This is a genomic window from Clostridia bacterium, assembly GCA_017410375.1.
GTDB lineage: Bacteria > Bacillota > Clostridia > RGIG6154 > RGIG6154 > RGIG6154.
The window spans coordinates 80,963-101,640 of the sequence record JAFQQW010000059.1 but is presented as its reverse complement, the minus strand read 5'-3'; the positions used below and the strand labels follow the sequence as shown (position 1 = coordinate 101,640).

Below are 20,678 nucleotides of genomic sequence, written 5' to 3'. Positions count from 1 at the left end.
CTTTCATGGAGAGAACGTATGTTTGAAAAGATAAAAGTGGAAGGACGCGCCCGTCGCGGTCGCTTCCATACGGTGCATGGCACCATTGAAACACCGGTATTTATGAATGTGGGTACCGCTGCCGCAATCAAGGGCGGACTTTCTGCTTTGGATTTGGAGAAAATCGGCACACAGGTGGAGCTTTCCAATACCTATCATCTGCATTTAAGACCGGGCGAGCAGACGGTTAAAAAAATGGGTGGCCTGCACAAATTCATGAACTGGAAAAAGCCGATTCTTACCGATAGTGGCGGATTTCAGGTATTTTCGCTGGCAAAGCTTCGGAATATTACCGAAGAGGGGGTAACCTTTGCGTCGCATATTGACGGCAAACGCATTTTTATGTCGCCCGAGGTAAGTATGCAGATTCAGTCCGCATTGGGGTCTACCATTGCCATGGCGTTTGACGAATGTGTAGAAAATCCTGCCAAATGGGATTATGCCAAAAAATCTTCCGAGATGACGGTGCGCTGGCTTAAGCGTTGCAAAACCGAAATGGACAGATTAAATGCACTTCCCGATACCGTAAACCCGAAGCAGATGTTGTTTGGTATTAACCAGGGCGCAACCTATGAGGATTTAAGAATCGAGAACATGAAGCAAATCGCAGAGCTGAATTTGGATGGGTATGCCATTGGCGGTCTTGCGGTAGGCGAGACGGCAGAGGAAATGTATCGCATTATTGATGCGGTTGAACCCTATATGCCCCAGGATAAGCCCCGATATTTAATGGGGGTTGGTACGCCGGTGAATATTTTAGAGGCGGTTTGGCGCGGTGTGGACTTTTTTGACTGCGTTATGCCCAGCCGTAATGCCAGACACGGACACATTTTCACATCCAACGGCATAATTAATATAATGAACGAAAAATATGTGGAGGACGAAAGTCCCATTGACCCGAATTGTGACTGTGAAACCTGCAAAAACTTTACCCGAAGCTATATCCGTCACCTGTTCAAGGCAAAGGAGATGCTGGGTATGCGTTTGGCGGTTATGCATAACTTAAGATTCTACAATCACCTGATGGAAGATATAAGAGATGCTTTGGATGCAGGCACATATGAGGCGTTTTACCGAGAAAAACGAGAAATTTATGGAAAACGCATATAAATAATTGACTTTTTTTGATATTTGTGGTATTATTTTTACATTGATATATTTTGGAGGTAATGAGACATGGAATTTAAAGTAGGTATTGTTGGTGCAACCGGTATGGTTGGTCAGCGCTTCATCACATTACTCGCAGACCACCCCTGGTTTAAGATTACAGCCCTTGCGGCTTCTGCAAGAAGTGCAGGTAAAACATATAAAGAAGCAATCGGTTCCCGTTGGGCACTGTCTACACCTATGCCGGAATGGGTTGGCGAAATGCCCGTTTACGATGCAACCGCCGATATGGATAAAATTGTTGGTATGGTAGACTTCGTATTCTGCGCAGTAGACATGAAAAAAGACGAAATCAAGGCGTTGGAAGAAGCTTATGCGAAAAAGGAATGCCCTGTTGTTTCCAACAACTCGGCACACCGTCATACCCCCGACGTACCTATGATTATTCCGGAAATCAATCCGCATCATATCGAAATAATTGAAAAGCAGAGAGAAAGACTTGGCACCAAAAAAGGCTTTGTTGCGGTTAAATCCAACTGCTCTTTGCAGTCCTACCTGCCTGCTATGGCAATTATCAATGAAAAATATCCCATCGACCATGCTTTGGTAACTACATACCAGGCAATCTCGGGCGCAGGTAAAACCTTTGAAAGATGGCCCGAAATGGTGGATAACTTAATTCCGTACATTGGCGGCGAAGAAATGAAGTCGGAAGTAGAACCCAATAAAATCCTGGGTAAAATCGAAGGTAAGGAAATTGTACCTTCCACCGAGCTTTCCATCGAATGCCAGACTTACAGAGTGCCCGTGTCCGACGGTCACACCGCGGCAATCTTCTTCTCCTTTAAGGATGGCGTAAAAAAACCGTCTGTAGAAGAAATCGAAGATATGTGGAGAAGCTTTAAGGGGGTTCCGCAGGAATTAGAGCTTCCGCACGCACCGAAGCAGTTTATCCATGTACATACAGAAGCAGAAGAACCCACCATGCCTCAGATTAAAATTGCAAGAGAAATTGACGGCGGTATGGCAATCTCCTGCGGTCGTTTGAGAGAATCTACCCAGTACGATTACAAGATGGTTTCCATGAGCCACAATACCTTAAGAGGTGCCGCAGGTGGCGCTGTTCTTCTGGCAGAGCTCCTGGCAGCTAAAGGCTATATGGACTAATTGAAAGGAAGCGTTGAACATGAAAAAGACTGTTTTCACAGGCGCAGCGGTTGCGCTGATTACACCTTTTAAAAACGGAAAAGTGGATTTTGATGCTTTTGAAAAGATTATTGATTTTCAGATTGAAAACAAGACAGACGCGCTTGTTATTTGCGGTACAACCGGTGAAGCGGCAACCATGCCCGACGCAGAGCATGTTGCGACCGTTGAACATGCTGTAAAATATGTAAACGGCAGAGTTCCGGTTATCGCAGGGGCAGGCAGTAACGATACCGAGCATGGCGTAAACCTTTGTAAGGAAATGGAACGGGTTGGCGCAGATGCATTACTTTTGGTTACACCTTACTATAACAAATGCACGCAGAAGGGCTTGATTGCTCATTACAAAAAAATGGCAGAAGCGGTTTCGCTTCCTTGCATTTTGTATAATGTGCCCGGCAGAACCGGTGTGGATATCGCACCCTCTACTGTAAAGACCCTTTCTGAAATTGAGAACATTGTAGGTATCAAGGAAGCCAGCGGTAAATTAGAGGCGGTAACTGCAATCCGTAATCTTTGCGGTGATGATTTTGCCATTTATTCCGGCAACGATGACATTACCGTTCCGATTATGTCTATGGGCGGGTTGGGCGTCATTTCGGTTTTGTCCAATATTATGCCGAAAGAAACGCATGATATGTGCGTTGCAGCATTAAACAACGATTATAAGACAGCTTCTAAAATTCAGGTGGAAACGGTTGACTTAGTAAACGCATTGTTTATCGAAGTAAACCCCATCCCTGTAAAGACTGCGGCACATCTTATGGGCATGTGCGATATTGAAATGAGAATGCCTCTTTGCGAAATGGAAGACAAAAATTTAGAGGTCTTAAAGGCTGAAATGAAGCGCCATAACTTGATTTAAAGGAATGAATTACAGATGATTAAACTGATTATATCGGGATGCAACGGCAAAATGGGCAAGGTAGTTTCTTCTATTGTGCTCAATCAGCCCGACATTGAAGTGGTGGCAGGCTTTGACATCAATACCGAAACCGCATTTGGCTATCCCGTATACAAAACACCTGCAGAATGTCCTGAAAAGGCAGATGTAATTATTGATTTTTCCCATCCTGACCTGCTTGAATCCCTTTTGGATTATGCAGTTTCAACCGGCACACCGCTGGTAGAATGCACCACGGGTCTTACAGATGCGCAAAAAGAAAAGATGCTTGAAGCATCTTCAAAAGTGCCGGTGTTCTTCTCTGCAAACATGTCTTTGGGTGTAAATCTTCTGATTGAACTGGCACAGCGTGCCACAAAGCTTCTGGCAGATGCCTTTGATATTGAAATCATCGAAAAGCATCACAATCAGAAAATTGATGCGCCCAGCGGAACAGCACTTGCCATTGCCGACGGCATCAACGATGTGCTTTCTGAGCGCAAGGAATATGTGTACGACCGTCATGCGGTGCGTAAAAAGAGAACGCAAAAAGAAATTGGTATCCATGCCATCCGCGGTGGTACCATCGTGGGTGAGCATTCGGTTATCTTTGCCGGAAAAGACGAGGTTGTCGAATTAAAGCACGAAGCCCACTCCAAAGAAATCTTTGCAGTCGGTGCTGTTGCTGCCGCAAAATTCGTGACCGGCAAACCTGCTAAAATGTATAATATGCAAGACTTAGTTGCTGAAATGTAAAATTTACTATAGAATTTACTATAAAAAAGAATTCTGTTTGATAAACAGAGTTCTTTTTTTAAAAAGTCAACTTTAAACAACAAATAGATAATTTTAAGGATTGCAATGGGTAGAGGATATGAGATATACTGTAATAAAGCGATGTATAGGGAGAGATGAATTTTGAAAAAATGGATTGCATATTTTTTGCTTTTGTGCATGTTTTTTACCCAGTTGTCCGTTATGGCGGAAACTGCGCCCAAAACAGACACAAAAGACGGATTTACATATATTTTGCTTGCACCCGGACAATATACCGATAACGGTATATGGACAACAGAAACGGATTCTGCAACGGGAATTCCTTTTATGATTGGCGGCACGGGCGGTAAACTGAGTGAGGATAAGCCTGCAAAAATTGTGGTTAATATTCCGCAAGAAGGGGTGTATAAGCTTTATGCGTTGTCCAAAGACAACACATCTGCGCCCGGTACCCGTTCTTTTGATGTAACGGTTGGAGATGTTCGCATCAAAACAGGCAACCACGGTAACAATGGTTTTTGTTGGCAGGAAAGTGAAGCACTTTTGCTTTTTTCGGGTGAAATTGAAATCAATGTAATTGACTGTGTGGGCAATCACGCAAGAAATGCAGTGCTTGTTTTGACCAATGATTTAAACTTTGCACCAAATGCCGATAAAGAAACGGTTGCAGAGCTTACAAAGTTGCAATACAAACCTGAAAATTTCAAAGCAACTTCTGATGATACAGACGGACGTCCCGATAAAGAAATTGCGGTAAAATTGAACGGTGCGTGGCTTTCCTTTGATGTTGACCCTATGCTGATAAACGACCGCACTATGGTGCCTTTCCGTGCGATATTTGAAGCCCTTGGATGTTCCGTGTCGTGGGAAGATGAAACACAGACGGCAATCGGGCAGAGAAATGGTGTTAAAATTGAACTTCCTATCAATCAGAAAGCGGTAAAAGTTGCGGACAAAACAGTGGTGTTGGACCAACCTGCAACGCTGGTAAACGGCAGAACAATGGTACCGCTTCGCTTTGTGTCCGAAGCACTTGGTGCAAAGGTTAAATGGTTGGACGAGAGCCAAACGGTGCTCATTTTAGCACAAGTGCCCGAAGAAACCGTTTTGTTCACACCATCTTCTTTTCGTGAGGCGGGCAGTTGGGTATTTGAAGAAAATGCCGACGGTGCATTTAATAAGCAGGCGCTGAAAGGTCTTACGCCCTCGGGTATCGGTGCTACGGTTGAGGATGCGGATTCCACTTCTGCAAAGCCTGCCGTTGCCGAATTTGAAATCAAAGAAGGCGGTACATATTATGTGTGGTGCCGTTCAAAAGATTACGCATCCAATCAGCAGGGCGACCGTTATTTTCAGCTTTCCTTTAATGATGGCGAAATTTTACCGCACAAATTCGGTACACACGGTAAAACCGGCTATTATTGGGCAAAAGGCGATACCGTTACATTGGATAGTGGTGTAAATACGTTGTATGTACACGATACTTCGGGTTTTTATGCACGTTTTGATGGTGTTTTGCTTACCAAGGATGAAAAGTATGTTCCGTCTGAACAGTATGAAAGCTTAATTTCGACAGTATATCCTTGTTCGGACGGTGTGGAAAACACACCTGCTTTTCCGTACTATGCAACTGAACAAAATCAGCCGACCGAAAGTTTTGCAATAGAAAACGAAACAACCAAAGTTGTATTTTATAAAGTGCCCACCTCAAAAGGTCAGGTTGTGCAAAATGAAATTTATTCCAAACATAACGGTGCGTGGATAAAAACCAAGGACAGAAGTGAAAATTTAGGTTATTTGGTTATGCGTGCCGATAACGCGATTGTGGATAGCGTGCAGGAATATTTCAGTATGGAAACCGAATACACATCGGACGGAAAGAAACTGGGCGGATTAACCGAAAATCCCTTTGATGCAGGACTTGGTACCTGGTTTGTGCCGGACGATTATATTGCAGACGGTAATAAAATCACTTTGTATTTTCCGCAAAACGAAGTGGGAAATATGACCGCAACATGGACGTTGGATGACAACACAATGCCGTATGTTGCGGTGGACACAATGTTCCATAAGGATGGTTTTTATTCGGTTGCGGCTTGGGAAGGTAAAGCCTTTTCTTCAGAAGAAGTGAAATATGTACTTGCACCCTTCAGAGTGCAGTATAAACGTATTCCCGAAAGACAACAGTTGATCAGTGAACAGTATTTGTTTACGCCTATGGGTACTTATACTTTGCCCGAAAACAATGAATATAGTGCGTTGCCTGTTACCAAAGGCATTGCAGTTGAGCCTTCGGCTATCCCGCAAAGATGGGTGTATCCCGATAACAATTTGTTTGGTATTGCGGTGAAAAGCAAAGAGAATCTGTGTCAGGGTAATGTGTTTGCACCTGTTATGGGTACAGATGCGTCCAAAATGACGGTAGGCGAAACTTTTAAACTGGAATACCGTGTGGTAAGCCAAGTGGGTGATTGGTTTGATACATACAGAGATATTTCTCAAAACCTTTTTGATGTGACCGATTACAGAGAAAATTACAAATATTCTTTAAATCAGGTTATTTACAACACGCGTGAACTGATGATGGATGATGTTTACGGCGGTTGGGATAAAAAGGATATGGCGCATTACAATATGGAGGGTATGAACATAACTTCAACGGCCAACTCCATGCAGGCGATGCAAATGTATTTGTTGACCGAAAATGAAGATGTGCTTGTAAGACGTGCCATTCCGACCCTTGCCAACGCATTAACCAGAGGCACATTACACTTTAATCGTGTGGGCGAAACGGGCGGTGCGTCTTATTGGGAAAAGTTAAAAGAACCCAATAAAATCGGTGAGCCGATAGAGTCGTTTAATGCTAATGTTTGGGGCGGAATGTATGAAATGACACAAGGCTCTGTGCCGTATCTTTTGCAGTATGCGACAGAAAAAGGTGAACAGGAAATTAAAAACGGTTACGGCTCTGTGGCATCTTTTTCAAACGATATAAATTTATACAAATATACAGGCGATAAAAAATATCTGGATAGCGCAATCCAAAAAGCGGATGCATATCTTGAGGAAATTGTTTATGCAGACAGTACGGAACAACCCCTTTTCGGTTCGTTTATTTACATTTCCTATTATCCGAGTCTTGCGTCTTTGATTGATATTTATGAGGTAACGGGCGATAAAAAATATTTGGATGCGGCGGCAGAAACCGCTCGTTGGATGTCAACCGGTTTGTGGGTGCCCGGGGTGGATGGCGAAAAGAAAACCAACCTTGTGGAAACCAACGGAGAAAATGTATTGAATCATCTGCATTATGCAGAAGAAACATCTTCTATTTTCTGGTGGGCTGGGGATAAACAATTCCGAATCGGCAGAACAGAAAATTTAAAGGACACCACGGCAGGTTTGGAAAATATCACCAAATTCAAGCAGAACGTTGCAGGGTGGATTCCTTCACGTGTAGGACTTGGTGTTGAGCAGGCATCAACTTTTACCGATAGTGCAAATATCATTATGCAATGCTTTGCAGGTGATTTTATGAAGCTTTCGGCATATACAGGGGATGATTATTTTGCAACGGCGGCACGAAATGCAATCATCGGCAGATTCAGAAGCTATGACGGCTATTACCGTGATAACGGAATGACCTATCAGTTAGAGCAGGATTATCCGAGAGTCGGTCCCGATTACACAGGTATTTACTGGCACCATCTGCCTCCGTATCTGGCGATGCTTGAGGATTTTCTGATTGGGCAGAGTATGGCGTGGTCGGATATGAAAATATCTTTTCCGTCATTGCGTCAACAAGGATATGCGTATTTTAATTCCAATCAGTACGGTCATGCAGCGGGCACATTCTTTAGCGAAAAAGAGATGTGGCTCTGGTTAGATGAAGGTATTGTAAATCCCGACAATATTCAGATTGACTATATTGCCGCCAAAAAAGACGGTGTTTTAGGTATTGCGCTTATGAATGAATCGGGCGAGGCAATAGATACAACGCTTACTTTAGGCGAGAAAGTACCGATTTTCAACGGTGTGGCGGAGCTTTATGATAAAAACGGAAAAATCGGCACGGTTGATGTGCAAAACGGTGTATTTTCGTTAAATATTCCTGCAAAATCTTTGGTTGGTGTTGTGTTGAAAACAGATGGAATTTATGCACCTGCCTTTTCCAAAATGCAGTATGGTGAAATGTCAGCCGAAATCGGTGCGACAATGAGCCATCACACAAACGGTAAAGGGTATGTGTTGCAAATGACACCCGAAAATTATTTTGCATACATTTATATTGCAGATTTGCCCGCTACAACAAAAGAATTAAGTATGACCTATACTGTAGACGGACAGACCAAAACGGTAACGGAAACGGTATATCCTTTTGAATTTGTTGTGCAGGTGGATGACGCGGATGCGGTATTTACATACACCCTTTCGGTGACGGATGTAAACGGTAATGTATCGGATTACGGCGGCGGCACATTAATGACAAATGCCAAATCCAAACAAGAAGGGATTGTTTACAAGAAACCTGCGGTTTCGATTTCTGTGCCCGGTCTTGTGGTAAGTGATGTGGCGAAAAAATTGGCCTTTGAACCTTTTAAACTTAAATACACCGTACAGGGTGGCGATAATAACGGTTTCCGATTTGTAGTAAGTAAATCGGATTTTCCCTTTGAGCCAACCGCTGAAAAGGTGATTGGGTTGCCTGTAAACGGTAAACTGATTGATAAAGAGAGTGAGCAGGATTACAACTCTGTGATTATCGGTTACGAGGACAGAGGTAATGGAATGTGCACTATTATTACTGCTTTTGCAGGTATCAATAATAACCGCTACAGCAGTACTGCCGAGGACGGCGCCCACAGATGGGACATTTTGGTACAACCTATAAATTAAAAATAAAACCCACAAATATGTGGGTTTTATTTCTTGTGCAACGAAAACCACGCGATAGTCGCGTGGTTCAAAAGAGGTTAATCGATAAACAAAAATCCTCCAATATGTTATAATGAAGAAGACCTGCCAGTCGAATTCAAAACATAAAGGAGGATTTATCCATGAAAAAAGAAAACATAGACACAAATAGTTTAGCACATACGAAATGGAATTGCAAGTATCACATAGTGTTTGCACCAAAATATAGACGAAAGGTTTTCTATGAAGAAAAAAGGTTAGAAATACGAGAGATATTACGTAGATACCGTGGGCAAAAACACAAAAGCGATAAAAACATATATAGCAGAACAGCTAAAAAGGGATGAAGAGACAGACCAATTAAGTTTTTTTGACCCACGTGACCCATTTATGGGTGGTAAGTAAGAGATGCATGGCTGGCAGATGGGTAAAAGCGCACTTGTGCGCAGCCAGTATCGGGTAGGGCGTAGCCCTGAAATGAAATACCACCGGCTATGCCGGTGGATTTTTATTGTTTTTTTATGCTGTATTGGGTGGGAGAACAGTTTTCTTTGACATTGAAAAGACAAACAAGGAAAAGGCATTGGCACTTTCAAAGCGTGTGGCGGAAGGCTACAGAGATTTTAATGCAGACGAAAAGCATTTTCTGGAAGTGCGCCGTATTTTACTGGAAACGGCAGAAAAAATTCAAACAGGGTGCTGAAAAGGGGCGTTGCGAGCAAAACGATACGTTTTGCGAACAAAATGATACAAAATGCGAACGATTTGCTAAAGACAAACCTTTTTTTGTGTGATATACTTGCTTTGAGGTGATGAAAATGGTCGTAAATGTTATTTTTGAAAATGAAACAACTTTGTATGCAAAAGAAGAGTTTTTAAAGTATGCGCGTATGATGGACAAAAATGCGGATTTGGAAATTTCTCTTGGTTTGCTTTCTGATTTCGGTTTGTCGGAGGACGGAATCGAAGATGCGTGGAGCGATGATTTATATGACATCAGAATCGAAAAGGGAAAAGGATACATTGCAGGCAGCAACGCAAGAAGTATTCTCTTCGGTGTGTATGCATTCTTTAAATCCGCAGGCTGTGAATGGGTGCGTCCCGGAAAAGACGGCGATTTTGTTCCCGAATATGACATTTCAAATCACAGCTTTGTAAAAAGAAAGCTTGCGGACATGAAATTCCGCGGTCAAATGTTTGAGGGGGCAAGCTCGCTTGAACACACACTCGATTCTGTTGAGTGGATGGCAAAGCTTGGTTACAATTCTTTCTTTATACAGTTTGTTCACCCCTATGTATTTTATAAAAGATGGTATCATCACTATTTTAATCGCTTAAAGGAAAAAGAAAATATTTCTCATGAACAGATGGAAGAATTTACGTATGAGATAGAAAGAGCAATCAAAAAACGCGGACTTCTCTTACATAATTTGGGACATGGATTTTTCTTTGAGCCTTTCGGTATCCGTTATTATGACCATGTAGACACTGTCCCCGACGAGGTAAAGCCTTATATTGCAATGGTTAACGGAAAACGTGAGGTTAACGGTGGTTCAATAAACTATACACAGCTTTGTTATTCCAATCCGAAGGTTCGTAAAATGCTTGTTGACTATCTCGTGCAATACATGAAGGAACGACCGCTGACCGACATTTTGCACGTATACTATGCAGATGGTGCCAACAATCACTGTGAGTGTGACGAATGCAGAAAGATGATCCCTACCGATCATTTTATCCGGATTTTAAACGAGCTGGACGAGGCTTTAACCGAAAACGGAATAGATGTTAAAGTGCTTTTTCCGCTTTATGTAGACCTTTTATGGCCGCCTGTTCAGGAGAAAATCAAAAATCCCGACAGATTTATTTTGTGTGCGGCACTTACAAGAGATTACAGCTTGCCTCTTCCCGAAAAAAAGATAAGAAAAATTCCTGAATACGTATTAAACGACTATAATCCGTTTAGAGGCGAGGCAGAAACTTCATTGGATTATGTGGAAGCCTGGAAACCGCATCTGGATAAGCCTTTTATTCCAATGTCATATAATATGTATGCTGATCATTTTTATGATCCGGGTTATTTTCAGGTATCACGTCGAACGGCAGATGATTTAAAACGCTATGCCGAGTTTAATTGCATGGGGATGATGGATTGTCAGACCATGCGCTACGGTTTCCCGCATTCGCTTCTTGGCGCGGTAATGGGCGATTTTTCCTTTGATACATCCTTTGAGTTTGAAAAATACGCAGACGATTATTTTAAAGGCACCTACGGAAAAGACTGGAGCAAAGCAAGAGACTATCTTGAAAAAATTACAGACTTGTTCTGTCCCTGCAATTTAAGAGTGAGCGAGGATGTGGTTATTCAGGATACAGATTCTGAAGCCGTTGCGGAAATGGTTCAAGGCTTTATCGGAAACCTTGCTGTTCAGGAAAAACTTTCGGAAATTCCGGCTTTTGTTGATTCCTTTGCAAGCACTATTGCGCAGAATATGGATATTGAAAATCCCTGCCACAAGCTTTCCTGGAGCTATCTTAAATATCACGGGGAGTACTGCAAGCGGTATGCGGACTATTTTCTTGCGCTTTCGAAAAAAGATGTTGAAGCGGCATACGAGATAGGGGAAAGCCTGATGAAATGGCTGTTTGAGAATGAGGAATTTTTGGGACGTCATTTTGATGTTTTCCTGCTCAACTACAGAATTGTGCGGATAACGGTTGTCCGTATGCGGAGAAAGCTCGGGCTTCCCGAAACCATAAAATATAATGATTTTTAAATAAAAAGCAAGAAAAATAAAAAAAGTGTTGACAAGTAAAAATTTATGTGTTATACTATTTAAGCAATAAAGCAGAAGGTGACTTCTCACCCCAAGTTCACGTATGAAGGGGTCAATCGTTTTTCTTGATTCAATGAAAGAGGACTGCTTTATTGGCGTGTTCTCTTTTTTTGTATATCGGACAAATTTGTCCTAAAATTTTTTGGAGGTGTATCGTTATTAGCGGCAAACAGGAACATATGTTGAACGAGCAGATTCGTGATAAGGAAGTTCGTGTCATCAGCAACACCGGCGAACAGCTGGGTATCATGTCCGGTCGTGAGGCTTTGGATATGGCAATCCGTGAAAACCTGGATTTGGTTAAGATTGCGCCCAATGCAAAACCGCCCGTATGCAAGATTATGGACTACGGTAAATTCCGTTTCGAAGCTGCAAAGAAGGAAAAGGAAGCAAAGAAAAACCAGAATGTGGTAAGCATTAAGGAAATTCGTCTTTCTCCGTCAACCGACTTGCATGACTTGAATACAAAAGTAAATCAAGCCAAGAAATTCTTGGAAAAGAAGGATAAGGTCAAGGTTACCATTCGTTTCCGTGGTCGTGAAGTGGCTTATGCTGCAGCCGGCGAGGAAATGCTCAACAAGTTCGCTGCTGCCGTAGAAGATATCGGTATCATTGATAAAAAACCTAAATTAGAGGGAAAAAATATGTTTATGTTTATTTCCCCGAAAACAAACTAAAATTGGAAGGAGATTACTACTATGCCAAAGTTAAAAACCCGCAGAGCTGCTGCAAAGAGATTCAGCTTTACTAAAAACGGTAAGGTTAAAAGAGGCTGTGCTTACAGAAGCCACATCTTAAACAAGAAGACCACCAAGAGAAAGAGAAACTTAAGAAAATTAGCTTATGCTTCTCCTGCAAACGTTGCAGTTATCAAGAAGCTTATTCCGTTCAAATAATTTAAGAGTACGAAGGAGGTAATATAGATGGCTCGTATTAAAGGTGCTGTTACAACCAGAAAAAGACATAAGAAAATATTAAAACTCGCTAAGGGTTACAGAGGTGCGAAATCCAAGCAATTCAGAACTGCCAACGAAGCGGTAATGAAGTCCTTGGTATATGCATACATCGGCAGAAAGCAGAAGAAGAGAAACTTCAGACAGCTCTGGATTACCAGAATCAACGCTGCTGCAAGAATGAACGGCATTTCTTACTCCGTACTGATGAACGGTTTGAAGAAGGCTGATATCAACTTGAACAGAAAGGTTTTGGCTGATATTGCTGTTTCCGATCCGGCTGCATTTACAGAACTCGTAGCTAAAGCAAAAGCTGCTCTTTAATAGACGGGGCGTAAAAATACGCACCGATCGTTTAATGGAGATAAAAGCAGTTTTTAAAGTTAGCATTAACATTAAATGAAAACGAAATGAAAGAAATCTGCTTTTAAAAAAGCAGATTTCTCTTTTATATATGCCCTTAAACTATAAACGAATCTCACCCGCAATATATCTATATATAATTGCGGGCTTGCCCCTCACGATGTTCGGGATTCGATTCGTTTATTCTGTACGCATTTTTCCATCCCCTTGCGGGAACCTTGATTTCGGAGGGTTATAAATGAAGTATGACGGAATTTTAATTGCCAGCGATGTGGACGGCACATTGGCTCGCGGTACCGACATTTCAAAAGAAAATTTAGAAGCAATCCGCTATTTTACCGAAAACGGCGGTTTATTTACCCTGTCCACAGGTCGGGCTTACCGCTATGTTATGGAGCATTTCAGCCGGCTGATTCCCTTTAATGCACCGCTTATTGTGGTAAACGGTACACAGATTGCAGACCATAAAACAGGCGAAATTTTGTGGCAGGGCGAAATGACCGAAAGCTTTAAAGAAGCACTTCGCGTGGCAAAAGAAGCATACCCTGATTTAAGTGTGTATGTACATACCCCAACCGGGGAGACGGTGACGAGCTTTGACCCTTCGGATTATGCAGAGGGCGTTTTCTTAAAAATTGTGTTCGTGGCAGACAGTGAAGATAAAGCAAAGCAATTAAAGAAAACGTTAGAGCCTTTATTCCCGGAATTTGAGATGGGACACAGCTGGAATGTGTCGCTGGAGCTTAATAGCTCTGCGGCAGGAAAAGGGAGAGCAGTACAGTTTGTGAAGCAGTTGACCGGGGCAAAAACGGTTATCGGCGTAGGGGATTACGGCAACGATTTCAGTCTGCTTTCTGATGCGGACATCGGTATTGCGGTGGGGAATGCTATGCCTGAACTTAAAGAGGTTGCAGATTTTGTGACCGTTCCCATGGAACAGCATGCCATTGCACACATTATATATCATTTAGAGGAATTTTTAAAAGACTAAGCGTAAGCTTAGTCTTTTGCTTTTCGGAATGCGGTGGGGGAGATACCGACTTTTGATTTAAAGATGTTGGAAAAATAGTATTCATCCGCAAAGCTTAACTGCTTTGCGATTTCTTTTACGGGTAGATTGGTGTCTTTAAGCATTTGCTTGGCAAGGCTCATTTTTTTGCTTAAAACATAGGCATAAGGGGTTACGCCAAAGGCTTCTTTAAAAATGCGGATGGTTCGGGATTCCGAGAGAGAAAATGAGGCACATAACGCCTCAATTTTAAAGGCACTGTGTAGCTTTGTGTTTAAAAAGTCTTTCATTTGCACAGCAATATCAGGTACATTTGCTTCATTTTGCAGAGAGGCGTGCATTTTAAAGAAAATGCGGTTTAAAATGCCGATGATTTGTTCGGTGTTGTCGGTGCTTTCCTGCTTGGCAAGGTGTATAATTTCCAAAAGCTCGGCTTTAATGTTCAGATTTATAAAGTGGGAATGTTTTTCCAAGCCGTATGCCGAAAGCATCCCAGAAAACAACATGCCGTTTCGAATGTTGATAAAATATTTTTTCCAGGGGTCTGCTTTATCGCTGTAATAGTACTGGTCACGTTCAGGCTGGAGCATATAACTGTCTCCGCCTATCGGGTGAAAGGTTTTGTCGTCTAAATGCACTGTGCCTGTACCCGATTCGATATACTCAATGCAGCAGGTTCGGGATTTTTCACGGCGAATCCAATAGTTTTTGGCAGGATTGGTAATACCGCAGATTTCAAGGGTAATCAGCTTACGGTTCTCCGAGCCTTGAAAAATAGAATAAATTTCTTCTTTCATAATTGTTTTCCTCATTTTTTCAACTGTTTTTAGCATTGTTATACCTGTATTATAGCAGTATAATATAAGAAAGTCAAATAATTTGGGAGGAATATATATGAAACGCAAAGCAGCGGCAATACCGCTTATTACTGTAGACCCGTTCTTTTCAGTATGGGACTGTGCAGATACCCTGGAAACAGGCGTTACAAAGCATTGGAGTTCTAAAGAGTGCCCAATCTTAGCAGGTGTGATGTTAGATGATTTGCCTTTTTATGCATGCGGAACAAGCTGTGATTTTACGCCCTTTAAGCGCGTTTTAAGACAAACCGAATGCAGAGTTACACCTCTTAGCACCTACTACACCTTTGAAAACGAGCATGTGAAATTAAAGCTTTGCTTTACCACACCGCTCCTTTTGCGCAAGCCCGAAATTCTGGCACGCCCTGCAAGCTACATCCGCTATGAAATAGAACGCAAAACGAATGTGCACAATTGGGTGAAGTTTTTCTTTGGTATCAACGCAAGAGCCTGCGTGGATAACCGCAAGCAGGATGTGTCCTTTAAAAAGACGCCCGTTTCGGTTTCTATGGGAAATACAGTGCAGAATCCGCTTTCACAGTCGGGCGACAGAGTGATGATTGACTGGGGTTATGTGCATGTCTGTGACACAAATGCAAAGCCCCTGATTATAGAAAACAGCTCAGGAGTTTTGAATTTTACACCCTTAAATCAGGTGTATAACGCCTATTCCGATATGCCCTATTTAACAACTGTCCGCAAAGAACTTTCGGGAGTTGTGACGGTGGCGTATGATGAAGTGTATCCCATTGAATATTTCGGCAAGCCCTTAAAGGAATACTTTGCAAAAGACGGCACAACCTTTGCGCAAATGTTAGAAAAGGCAATAGCTGAGTATGATGCCATCAAGGCAGAGTGTGATGCGTTTGATGAAGAGCTTATGGCAGAAGCCCTTGCAAAAGGCGAGGATTTTAATACGGTTTTGTGCTTTGCATACCGTCAGGCGATTGCAGGACACAAAATGGTGGCAGACGAAAACGGGGACATTTTGTTCCTTTCCAAAGAATGTGATTCCAATGGCTGTATCGGTACGCTGGATGTAACCTATCCGTCCATTCCGCTGTTCTTAAAGTACAATCCCGAGTTTGTTCTGGGTATGCTCCGTCCCATTATCCGCTACGCAAAGACGGATGCCTGGACCTTTAACTTTGCACCGCATGATGTGGGACAATACCCCCTTGCCAATGGGCAGGTGTACGGTGGCAATCAGGAAAAATACCAGATGCCTGTGGAAGAGTCGGGCAATATGCTCCTTTGCTTAGGTGCGGTTTACAAATATTCCGGTGGCGACAAAAAGCTATTTGAAGAAAATTTAGAATTGATGCGTACCTGGGCAGATTATTTGGTAGAATTTGGCTATGACCCGGCAAATCAGCTTTGTACCGACGATTTTGCAGGTCATTTGAGCCATAACTGTAACTTAAGCTTAAAAGCGATTTTAGGGATTGCGTGCTTTGGTATGCTGTCGGGCGAACAGAAATACTTGGATGTTGCGCAAAAATACGCAAAGGAATGGGAAAAGGATGCCCAAAATGCAACAGGCGCGACCCGTCTGACCTTTGACGATGCGGACGGCTGGAGCTTAAAATACAACATAGTATGGGACAATCTGCTTGGCTTTAATCTGTTCTCGGAGGACGTGAAAAAAGCGGAAATTGAGCTTTATAAGACCAAAATGAACCCTTATGGTGTACCGCTTGACTGCAGAGCCGATTACACCAAAATCGACTGGCTGATGTGGTCTACCTGTATTTCTGAGGATAAGGAATACTTTGAAGCGGTGTGCAAGGCGATGGTGCGTATGATGCAGGATACGCCAAACCGCGTGCCCATGACCGACTGGTACTACACCTCAACTGCCTATGAACAGGCGTTCCAGGGCAGAACCGTTGTGGGTGGCTTGTTTATTCCTTTATTATGATATTCAAAAGAGATTGTAATAAATTTACAGTCTCTCAGCGTGTGAAAAAGCAAGTAACGGAGCGGAATCCTCGATGGATTCCGCTCCGTTTAATATTCTCTCCTTCCGTCACGCTTGCGCGTGACACCTTCCTCGTCAGAGGAAGGTTTTTGGTTTTTTCTTGCGGTAAAACGACTTTTTCGACAGCTTGAAAGCATCGTGATTGCAATGATTTTTTTCATTCACTTAAAATAATTAACTGTTGGTTAAATTCTTGTTGCCGATACTTCGCTTGTAAACAGGATAATTTGTGATATAATATTTACAAATAGGTCTGTTACTTTATTTATAAGGAGAATTATGATGAAACTGAATATTGGAATGAACATCAAACGCTTACGCCTTGCCAAAGGATTGACACAAGAACAACTTGCAGTGCTTTTGAATATTTCAACTGCGGCAGTAAGCAAATGGGAGACGCAAAACACTTATCCCGATATCACAATGCTGTTTCCGTTGGCAGAGATATTTGGCGTTACGGTTGATGAACTGATGGGATATGACGAAGCAAAAGCCAACGCAGATGTGAAGCAAATTCTCGCCGAATATCAGCGCTTGTGCGTAGAAGGTAGATTCTTGGAAGGCAGAGAATTGATTTGCAACGCTCGCAAGAAATATCCGCATGACTATCGCATAATGAGTAAGTACATGTGGGATATAGCAGGTGGATGCGTTGCAACCGATTGTGAAGCCTTGCTGAAAAATAAAGAAGAATTGACACAGCTTTGTGATTGCATCTTGAAAGGTGCGACCCAGGATGACCTTCGTGCTGAAGCAATCAATATGAAAGCAAAGCTTCTCCATGCGTCAGGGAATACCGAAGCAGCACTTGAATTTTTATCCAAACTCCCTGCGTGGCACGCTCCAATCGTTAAAGAACAGCTCTTTAGCAAGAATACTTCGGAGTACCGTTATTGGAACAGAAAGAATTGCTACAGTCTTATGGATGTAATGTCTATAAAGTTGGCACGCATGATTCGTTTTGAGCCTGCACTTTCAGTCGAAGAAAAGACAGAACGTCTTGAATCCATAGCAGAAGCCTTTGCAAAAATGCAGCAGAAGAAAGAGATTGCGTTTTTTTGCATTGCCGAACAATCACTCTATTCTGTTTTGGCGGATATGCTTACAACGGAAAATGCTTCTGTAGATGATGTGATTCGTATAAGACAAAAGCAGTTTATATCAATGAAAAGAATGATGGGACTTGCTGAAACGGACGAAATTCTTGCCGAGTTGATTGAAACCACTTATAAAACGAATGATCTGCTTGGTTGGATATTAAATCGCCTTTTAAGCTCGCCGCATCCTATGTTTGCTAAGTTGAGGGAAAATCCGAAATATATGGAAATGCTTAATAAGTGGGCAAGATGAACATATCTATCGGCGAAAAACTTCGGCTACTGTTAAAATTTGATTGTCAGGACTGCATCAATCAGGTTTTCGGAGGTGGCGTAGACTTTTAAGGGTCCCTCTTTGCCGACTGCAACGGCAACCGTGATTCTGCCTGCGCGCATCTTACGGTCGGTTTCGGTTACGGGTGTGTGATCCGAAATGTCCGAGCCTGTGCCGATGATTTTGCCTGCACTATTTGTGTGGAAACGCACAAAGGGGCAGGCGGTGGGCACTTCGAGGCCGTTGCTGTCCACACAGTAGCAGCTGATAATTGCAACATCTCTGCCGTTTGCAGTGACTTCGTTTTCAAGCTTTAATTTTAAGGCAACCGGTTGAGAGGTGGTTTCTTTGCAGTCCTTTGCAACCGTTTCGCCGTTGTTTTTTGCAACAACCTCTATTTTGCCCGGCACATAGTTTACAATCCATTCGCCGTGACCGAAAGGCTCTATTTTTTGCACCCCTAAGCTTTTGCCGTTTAGGAAAAGCTCTAATTCCTCGCAGTTGGTGTATGCAAAAACTTTAATAGGCTCACCCTCTCTGCCCTTAAAATTCCAATGGGGCAGGAGATGTACCATGGGGGTGGTCAGCCAATGGGACTGATTCTGATAGAACGCATCTTTTTTCTGCAGATACAAATCAATTGCCCCCGATTGCGAGCAAAGGCGCGGCCATACCGTTTCGCCCCGATGCTCAAAGGCTGTCCATTGATAAGCGCCCATAACCCAGGGGCGTTCCATAATGAATTTCCAGGTGTTTTCTCTGCCTCTGAACCAGTTGTTGGTGTCCTTGTCGTAGGCATCAATATATCCCTTTTCGGGAGAGCTTTCGTCATACCAGCCTCTGGTTGTGCCGGTGGCACAGCATTCAGAGGACAAAATGGCTTTTTGAGGATAGGTGCTGTGAATTTTATCGTATTTTTCCAGGTTATAGTTGATGCCGATGACATCCAAATCATCATACACCGTTGCAATGTCCGGGTCATTGGAAACGGCGGTTATGACCGGTCTTGTGGGGTCTGATTTTCGGGTAAGTGCCATCATGGCTTTGCAGATGCGTCTGCCTTCTTCGGTAATGTGGTGCGGTTCTTCGTTGCCCAATGACCAGAAAAACACCGAAGGACGGTTTCTGTCCCGCTTAATGAGCATTTCTAACTGGTTCAAGCTGTCCTCGGCAGAAGAGAACCATCTGGCTTCGTTCATCACAATAAAGCCTAAGTCATCCAGCGCATCCATAAAGGCTTCGGAATGGGGGTAGTGGCTTGTGCGGAAGCCGTTTGCACCCATTTCTTTCATCAGCTTTGCCTTGTAGCGGTGCACATTGTCTGCAACTGCCTTACCGGTAAGTCCAAAATCCTGATGGGCGCACAAGCCTTTGATTTTAAGGGGTCTGCCGTTTAGGAAAAAGCCTTTATCGGCATCCGTTTCAAAATAACGGAAGCCAAAGCGCGTATGTATACTGTCTGTAAGGATTTCGTTTACATAAATGTCTGTCTTTAAAGTGTACTGATACGGGTTGTCCACATCCCAGAGAACGGGATTTTTAACATTGGCGCTGTATTTGGCAACACTCTTTTCCCGAAGCGGAATATCTGTGTTGCCCGAAAGGGTAGCGATTGGGTTGCCATCCTTGTCAAGTACTGTGCTTTCTGCCCGTACAATCACGTTTTGGTAGCTGTCGTTTCGGACGGTGGTTTCCACCTGAATGTCCCAGGAATCATCCTCTTTTTTATAAGGGGCAACAAATACGCCGTATAAATCGATGGCAACGGGGTTGGTTTTACAGAGCCATACATGGCGGTAAATGCCTGCACCCTCGTACCACCAGCCCTCGTGATGGTTGGTTTCCACATACACGGCAAGGATATTTTTTTCTGTACCGAATTTTGCCACATCGGTAATGTCCACCTCGAAGCTGTTGTAGCCACAGAAATTGCGCTTTAAAATACAGCCGTTTACATATACGGTGGCATGGGTGGCAACACCCTCGAAATAAAGGGTAAGGCGCTTTTCTTTATCTTCCTCGCCTAAGAAAAATTTCTTTCTGTACCAGGCGTTTTCGTATTTGAAATAGCCCAATGTGTTGTTTTGTTTTTTGTCGGGCGCTTGAGAGATAATATAGTCGTGGGGAAGCGTTACTGCATCCCAAGGCTCGGTTTCCATTTCGACGGTGGTGTCATAGCTGTCAAACCTGCCATTATAGTGCCTTGAAGCAGGTCCCCACAGCATGGTTTCGGTTTTGGATTGCATGTAAAGCGGACCCTTGTCTTTCGGAAGCGGTAAAGCAATGTCTCCGAGATGAAAAAGCCAGTCGTCATTAAAAAGAATTTTTTCGCGCATTTTTATCATCCTTTCTTTGTTTTTATTATAAAGAATCAGAAAGAA

The 20,678-nt window shown here is 42.9% G+C and carries 15 protein-coding genes and 1 pseudogene; 14 read left to right on the top strand and 2 right to left on the bottom strand.

The window, feature by feature from the left end; translation table 11 throughout:
- Positions 1 to 18 precede the first annotated feature (18 nt).
- The 12 genes and pseudogenes from tgt (at position 19) to IJE10_09700 (ending at position 14,070) form a co-directional block, all read left to right on the top strand.
- On the top strand, positions 19 to 1,149 hold the full coding sequence (tgt, locus tag IJE10_09755) for a tRNA guanosine(34) transglycosylase Tgt (protein ID MBQ2968389.1): 1,131 nt from the start codon (positions 19 to 21) through the stop codon (positions 1,147 to 1,149).
- A 66-nt stretch (positions 1,150 to 1,215) separates the two neighbouring features.
- Entirely contained in the window at positions 1,216 to 2,313 is a 1,098-nt protein-coding gene (asd, locus tag IJE10_09750; protein ID MBQ2968388.1) for an aspartate-semialdehyde dehydrogenase, read from the top strand.
- 19 nt (positions 2,314 to 2,332) lie between these two features.
- Positions 2,333 to 3,217 carry a 4-hydroxy-tetrahydrodipicolinate synthase gene (locus tag IJE10_09745; protein MBQ2968387.1) on the top strand — a complete coding sequence of 295 codons (885 nt, stop codon included), beginning with the start codon at positions 2,333 to 2,335 and terminating at the stop codon, positions 3,215 to 3,217.
- Positions 3,218 to 3,232: 15 nt separating this feature from the next.
- The gene (locus tag IJE10_09740; protein MBQ2968386.1) at positions 3,233 to 3,991 is read left to right on the top strand and encodes a 4-hydroxy-tetrahydrodipicolinate reductase; all 759 of its coding nucleotides are present in this window, start codon (positions 3,233 to 3,235) and stop codon (positions 3,989 to 3,991) included.
- Between the two features lie 162 nt (positions 3,992 to 4,153).
- Entirely contained in the window at positions 4,154 to 8,908 is a 4,755-nt protein-coding gene (locus tag IJE10_09735) for a hypothetical protein (GenBank protein MBQ2968385.1), read from the top strand.
- 161 nt (positions 8,909 to 9,069) lie between these two features.
- A pseudogene (locus tag IJE10_09730) lies at positions 9,070 to 9,331 on the top strand (transposase).
- Between the two features lie 106 nt (positions 9,332 to 9,437).
- Positions 9,438 to 9,629 (top strand): hypothetical protein, encoded by a 192-nt coding sequence (locus IJE10_09725; protein ID MBQ2968384.1) that lies wholly within the window; start codon positions 9,438 to 9,440, stop codon positions 9,627 to 9,629.
- A 115-nt stretch (positions 9,630 to 9,744) separates the two neighbouring features.
- Positions 9,745 to 11,703 (top strand): DUF4838 domain-containing protein, encoded by a 1,959-nt coding sequence (locus IJE10_09720; protein ID MBQ2968383.1) that lies wholly within the window; start codon positions 9,745 to 9,747, stop codon positions 11,701 to 11,703.
- Positions 11,704 to 11,942: 239 nt separating this feature from the next.
- Positions 11,943 to 12,440 (top strand): translation initiation factor IF-3, encoded by a 498-nt coding sequence (gene infC, locus IJE10_09715; GenBank protein ID MBQ2968382.1) that lies wholly within the window; start codon positions 11,943 to 11,945, stop codon positions 12,438 to 12,440.
- 21 nt (positions 12,441 to 12,461) lie between these two features.
- Positions 12,462 to 12,659 carry a 50S ribosomal protein L35 gene (gene rpmI / locus IJE10_09710; protein MBQ2968381.1) on the top strand — a complete coding sequence of 66 codons (198 nt, stop codon included), beginning with the start codon at positions 12,462 to 12,464 and terminating at the stop codon, positions 12,657 to 12,659.
- Between the two features lie 27 nt (positions 12,660 to 12,686).
- Positions 12,687 to 13,040: a 50S ribosomal protein L20 gene (gene rplT / locus IJE10_09705; GenBank protein MBQ2968380.1), complete on the top strand. Its 354-nt coding sequence runs from the start codon at positions 12,687 to 12,689 to the stop codon at positions 13,038 to 13,040.
- Between the two features lie 277 nt (positions 13,041 to 13,317).
- Entirely contained in the window at positions 13,318 to 14,070 is a 753-nt protein-coding gene (locus IJE10_09700) for an HAD-IIB family hydrolase (protein ID MBQ2968379.1), read from the top strand.
- Between the two features lie 8 nt (positions 14,071 to 14,078).
- Here IJE10_09700 and IJE10_09695 read toward each other — a convergent pair whose 3' ends face one another.
- Positions 14,079 to 14,885, bottom strand: coding sequence for a helix-turn-helix domain-containing protein (locus IJE10_09695; protein ID MBQ2968378.1), 807 nt, complete (start codon positions 14,883 to 14,885; stop codon positions 14,079 to 14,081).
- 97 nt (positions 14,886 to 14,982) lie between these two features.
- On the opposite strand from IJE10_09695, the gene IJE10_09690 reads away from it, so the two are divergent.
- Positions 14,983 to 16,866: a DUF4965 domain-containing protein gene (locus IJE10_09690; protein MBQ2968377.1), complete on the top strand. Its 1,884-nt coding sequence runs from the start codon at positions 14,983 to 14,985 to the stop codon at positions 16,864 to 16,866.
- A 342-nt stretch (positions 16,867 to 17,208) separates the two neighbouring features.
- A complete protein-coding gene (locus tag IJE10_09685) occupies positions 17,209 to 18,276 on the top strand; it encodes a helix-turn-helix transcriptional regulator (protein ID MBQ2968376.1) in 1,068 nt (355 codons plus the stop codon).
- A 32-nt stretch (positions 18,277 to 18,308) separates the two neighbouring features.
- Here the strand turns inward: IJE10_09685 and IJE10_09680 are convergent, their stop codons facing one another.
- Positions 18,309 to 20,633, bottom strand: a complete 2,325-nt coding sequence (locus IJE10_09680) for a DUF4982 domain-containing protein (GenBank protein ID MBQ2968375.1) — start codon at positions 20,631 to 20,633, stop codon at positions 18,309 to 18,311.
- Between the last annotated feature and the right edge of the window lie 45 nt (positions 20,634 to 20,678).